The sequence below is a fragment of the Flavobacterium sp. UBA4854 genome, assembly GCF_002399805.1.
Lineage (GTDB): Bacteria > Bacteroidota > Bacteroidia > Flavobacteriales > Flavobacteriaceae > Flavobacterium > Flavobacterium ginsengisoli.
This window is the reverse complement of sequence record NZ_DHEI01000095.1, coordinates 1-5455: the sequence shown is the minus strand read 5'-3', so window position 1 is coordinate 5455 and position 5455 is coordinate 1. Positions and strand designations below refer to the sequence as shown.

The window sequence follows — 5455 nt, the reverse complement described above, 5'->3', positions numbered from 1 at the left end:
TTATTCATATAAAATGTCAACGCTCCCGAAGGACATTTATTAACTGTTGAAATTATTTTCTCAGTTGTAGATTTCTCTGGCGTAATCCAAGGTTTTTCTTTTGGACGAAAAACATCTGGATTATTTTTGACACAATTTGTCGAATGAATACATTTTCCAGATTGCCATACAATCGTAACTTCTCCGTTTGTATATTCTTTAATGAGGTTGTTTGGATTCATGTTTTAAAATTTTAAGGATGAATTTAATTTTAAAGTCAGACCAATTTTCTTATTTATAAAGTTAGTCTTTCTTTTTTAAAATTGAGTAAAAAAAGAAACGATAATAGTCTGATTTACAGATTTATTATCGTTTCAAGGTACAGGTATTAATTGTTTTTGTTCGAATTAATAATTCATTGGAATGTCCATTAATAAAAATTCAGCATCTGTATTGGCTTTAATATTCAACGTATCAGTTCCTGAAATTCCAACTGCATCACGAGTATTTAATTCCTGACCGTTGATGGTAACATTTCCTTTTAAAACGAAAGCATAAACTCCGTTTCCTTCTTTTTTGATTTTATATTCAGTTGCAGTTCCTGCATCAAAATTTCCCATGTTGAACCACGCATCTTGGTGAATCCAAACACCTTCGTCATCGGCATTTGGAGATAAAACTTGTGCCAATTTGTTATGTCTGTCTGCAACATTTAAAGTAATCTGTTGGTAGCGTGGTGTAACGTTTCTTTTGTTTGGAAACAACCAAATCTGCAATAACTTAGTCTGCTGATCTGCATTCGGGTTGAACTCACTGTGCTGAATTCCAGTTCCAGCACTCATTACCTGAATGTCTCCGTTTTTAATTACTTCAGTATTTCCCATGCTGTCTTTGTGAGCCAAATCACCTTCTAACGGAATTGTAATAATTTCCATATTATCGTGAGGGTGAGTTCCAAATCCCATTCCCGCTGCAATCGTATCGTCATTCAAAACACGAAGGGCTCCAAACTGAATTCTGTCCGGATTGTACCAGCTCGCAAAACTAAAACTGTGATAAGCGTTTAACCATCCGTGATTTGCATTTCCTCTTGACTCTGCTTTGTGCAATACTATATTTTCCATGATTTTGTCTTTTATTGATTTTGATAGTACAAAGATACGGTTGATGTAAACGAAAAGCACTTAATGTAGATTAAGAAAAGATTCTGAGATTCTATGATGTTAAGTTTCTAAGTTTTTTTCTGAAGCAGATATTTTCGTTTTCAAAAGACGTTTAGTCCCGCTATCCGTTGCAATCTTTTGTGGTGAACCCCACCGCAAAAGGATTTCCACTTCTATCGGGGCTATGCGAGAAGTTTCATTTTTATAAGAAGGTTCAAAGGCACAAAGGTAAAGAGGTTCAAAAGGCGTTACTTCAAAGTAACCACATGGTTTGTCATTTCGACGAAGGAGAAATCTTCGCAAGTAACTCTACAAAGATTAGAAATTACAATGTTTTCTACCTCAAAGTAACCACATAATTTGTCATTCCGAGGAACGAGGAATCTCCCCACAGTATGTCGCCAATCTTTGTCGAGCCACTTGGGGAGATTCCTCGTTCCTCGGAATGACAAAAAGCGTGTGGTAAAAGACCGGAATAAATTATTTAATTCTAATTAATTTCCCTTTTCCAACCACTTCATCAAGATAATTTGAAGAAGAGCTTTTTTTATCATGCATGAAAAAAGGAATCGTATCTTTTTCGATTTGATCTTTTGCAATACTTATAACTAAATCGGTATTAATGAAATTATCCAATACTATTTTATTGCTATAAGAAACTTTTCCTTTTGGCAGATATTTGTTATCAAAAGCAAAAATGCTGTCCTTAAAAGTAATTTTATCTTTTTGGATATAAGTATTGTCCTCTTCAATCAAGTAATTGTAACGGCCAATAAGTTTGTCTGTTTTCTGAGTAAAACTAATTAAAAGCAGTGTCGTTATTAAGGTAAAATATTTCATGGCATTCTAACTATATTGATTCATAAACTGCTGTACAACAGCATCGGTATTTTCATGACGTTTTTTTCTTTCTAAAACAATTGGCGGAGCTGCTCTTTCCAGACAATCCTGAACAGCACAGGTTTCGCAAGTTACACCAACAATTCGTTTCACCAAAGGTTTTCCGTCAATGACCTTGAATTTCTTTTTCATTGTTGGATTAATCAAAATTCCAACGGAAATACTTCGAATAGTATCATGTAAAAAAGGATCTTTTGTAGCCGATGAAAATACTAAATATTCGTTTCCGCTATTCGCATAACTGGAAATTTGTGCATCAAAAAAATGAGATTTATTTTGTTTGATCGCTTCATCAATTGTTTTTACAGAAACCCATCTTCTGCAATAATGTTCGTTGGTTTCGTTGGCGTGTGGTTCCTGCTGATGTGTAATGTGTAATTCTTTATTGATTTGGTAAACATCAGAACCAATTCGGTGTGATAGTCTTAAAAAGAATAAATTCTTCAGTTGAAAATCTTTCGGTAATAAATTGGTCAATCTTTGGTAAAAAGATTCAGGCGAAACTTCAAAACTTTCAATTAATTGAACAAATTCTTCAGGTTTCGGATTTTCATTTTCTAAAAAAGAATTGATTTTATCCACCACTAATTTCCTTGGAAGTAACAAAGCACCGGCAAAATAAGAAGCATAAAAGTTGTGTAAAACCTGATCGAAATTTTCAAACTTAATCCAACTGAAAGTCAGTAAACGATCGGATATTTTTAAATAGTTATAAGCAATTTCTTTGGCTAAAATAAATGCTTTCTGCGGAGCATCGAGTTCAGTTGAAAGCAATAAAGTTCTGCTTTTTGGAACATAAATCGAGCGCAAATCGCCCAAAGCTTCCTGATCTGTAAACGCTATTTCTTTAATGTTGTATTCGTATTCCTCTTTTAAAATCGCTTGTAATTCTTCAATGCTGATTTTAGAATCCAGATTAATTTGAAATGACTTCGAAAACGAAATTACTTTTTCTTCTAAATCTTCAAAATAATTACTGTGTGCTTCCTGATACGAACGCAAAGCGGCTAAAAAGAAACTTTCGCGGCTTAAATTATAATGCTGTGCAATTTCGATAATCGTACTAATAAAGGCATTGACTTTTGCAGGAGCATTAGCAATAATATCAATTAAATCGGCTTCCTGAATTCCAAAAAGTTCCAGCGGAATCTCTTTTAAAATACCTGATTTCAAGATTTCGCCAATAGGAGCGAGGTTGTTGTCGAGTTTTAAAGACACCATTTGGTCGTAAGTCACGTCCAAATGTTCGCAGAGAAGCAAAATTTTATCTGTTTTTGGATATTTTTTTCCTTTTTCAATCTCGTTTAAGTACGATTTTGAAAGATTTGTCAATTTGGCCAAGCCAAAAAGAGACAGATTTTTTTGCGTTCTGACTTGCTTCAATTTTAGTCCGAAGATCAGCTTTATATAGTCTTTTTCGATATCCATGAACCAAATATAGTTATTCTAAAAATAATCGCCAAAAAATTATTTTTCATTTTTAGCGAACGTTCGCTTGTTTTGTAAAAAACTTTTTTCTAATATTGTGGTGTAGAAAATATTAATTATCAGTTTGTTATGTATTTATGTTTTTGAAAAACATATAAACGATTCAATTGCTGCTAATGAAATTAAAAACCACAGCTATGAAAAACCAATTAGAAATTACCGAAACGGCAATGGAATTTTTAGCCGAAAAGAAGCTTCGTTATCCAAAGATCTGGACAGAAGAAGCCATTGTTTTTATAACTGAATTGCATAGAAAATTCGAATCACAGCGAAAACTATTGCTTTTACAGCGCGAACAAAAACAAGTCACTTTTGATCAGGGAATTATGCCAGTTTTTATTCCAGAAACCAAAAGTGTGAGAGAAGGCAGTTGGAAAGCTGGAGAAATTCCGAAAGATTTACTGGATCGTAGAGTGGAAATTACTGGGCCGGTTGACCGCAAAATGATTATCAATGCGTTGAATTCGGGAGCAAAAACTTTCATGGCCGATTTTGAAGACAGCACTTCGCCAACCTGGCAAAACTTGATGGACGGACAGGTAAATTTGATTGATGCGGTAAACAAAACAATTACGTATACTGATTTGGTGAAACAGAAATCGTATCATTTAAATGAAAAAATTGCCACGCTAATTGTGCGTCCAAGAGGTTTGCATTTGCCAGAAAAACAAGTTCTAGTTGAAGGGAATGAAGTTTCAGGTTCTTTGGTAGATTTTGGATTGTATGTTTTTCATAATCATAAACGACTTTTAGAAAATAATTCAGGACCCTATTTCTACATTCCGAAATTAGAGCATTATCTGGAAGCGCGCTGGTGGAATAACGTAATCGATTTTACGGAGGATTATTTGAAACTGAACAGAGGAACGATAAAAGTGACAGTTTTAATTGAAACCATAACGGCAAGTTTTCAACTAGATGAAATTATTTACGAATTGAAAGAACATATCGTTGGCTTAAACTGCGGACGCTGGGATTATATTTTCTCATACATTAAAAAGTTTAGAAAAAATCCAAAATTCATTGTTCCAGATCGCGATCAGGTAACTATGACTTCGCCTTTTATGAATGCTTATTCAAATCTGGTAATTCAAAGATGCCATAAAAGAGGCATTCATGCGATTGGCGGAATGGCAGCACAGATTCCGATTCGAAATAATGAAGAAGCCAATGCAGTCGCTTTCGCAAAAGTAAGAACCGATAAAGAACGTGAAGTTAAAAATGGACACGACGGAACTTGGGTAGCGCATCCAGATTTAGTTTCAATTGCAAAAGAGATTTTTGATAAAGGAATGCCAACTCCAAATCAGATTCATGTAAAAAGAGAACATCGAAAAATTACAGAAGCCGATTTGATTGAACCACCAATTGGAATCATTACTGAAAATGGCGTTCGAAAAAATATAAATGTTGGAGTATTGTATTTGGCTTCATGGCTGAACGGGCAAGGCGCCGCCGCATTGCACAATTTGATGGAAGACGCTGCAACAGCCGAAATTTCGAGATCGCAATTGTGGCAATGGCTTCAGAATAAAGTGCTTTTGGATAATGGACGAAAATTAGATTTGACCTATTATCACGAATTGGCTTTAGACGAATTCAGAAAAATCAAGGAAGAATTAGGAGCAGAAAATCATGAAAAACAGCAATTTCCATTAGCGGAAAAAATGCTGGAAAGGCTTGTTGTAAATCTCCATTTTGTGGATTTCTTGACGATTCCGTGTTACAAATATTTATAAGAAAAAAAATCCGCTTAATCTGTGAAATCTGCGGGCGAATAATTTTTTCACGCAGATTTAGCAGATTCGGCAGATAGAATGAGAATGAAAAGATTTACGCAGATCTTTTTAAAACTATTTAAGTCCGGTTGAAACTGATAACTGAGACTGAAAACTATAAACTTTACTAACCAACTTAACTATACT

General features: G+C 34.4%; 5 protein-coding genes. 1 reads left to right on the top strand and 4 read right to left on the bottom strand.

Annotated features, from left to right (window positions below; translation table 11 throughout):
• The 4 genes from B3J44_RS14120 to B3J44_RS14105 form a co-directional block, all read right to left on the bottom strand.
• Positions 1 to 221: (4Fe-4S)-binding protein (locus B3J44_RS14120; protein WP_286969028.1), on the bottom strand; the 221-nt coding region annotated here is incomplete at its 3' end.
• 165 nt (positions 222 to 386) lie between these two features.
• Positions 387 to 1103: a pirin family protein gene (locus tag B3J44_RS14115; protein ID WP_286969027.1), complete on the bottom strand. Its 717-nt coding sequence runs from the start codon at positions 1101 to 1103 to the stop codon at positions 387 to 389.
• A gap of 519 nt (positions 1104 to 1622) precedes the next feature.
• Positions 1623 to 1982, bottom strand: a complete 360-nt coding sequence (locus B3J44_RS14110) for a hypothetical protein (RefSeq protein ID WP_286969026.1) — start codon at positions 1980 to 1982, stop codon at positions 1623 to 1625.
• A 6-nt stretch (positions 1983 to 1988) separates the two neighbouring features.
• Positions 1989 to 3470: a helix-turn-helix domain-containing protein gene (locus B3J44_RS14105; RefSeq protein WP_286969025.1), complete on the bottom strand. Its 1482-nt coding sequence runs from the start codon at positions 3468 to 3470 to the stop codon at positions 1989 to 1991.
• Positions 3471 to 3667: 197 nt separating this feature from the next.
• On the opposite strand from B3J44_RS14105, the gene aceB reads away from it, so the two are divergent.
• Complete coding sequence (gene aceB / locus B3J44_RS14100; RefSeq protein ID WP_286969024.1) at positions 3668 to 5269, top strand: malate synthase A; 1602 nt, start codon at positions 3668 to 3670, stop codon at positions 5267 to 5269.
• Positions 5270 to 5455: the final 186 nt, after the last annotated feature.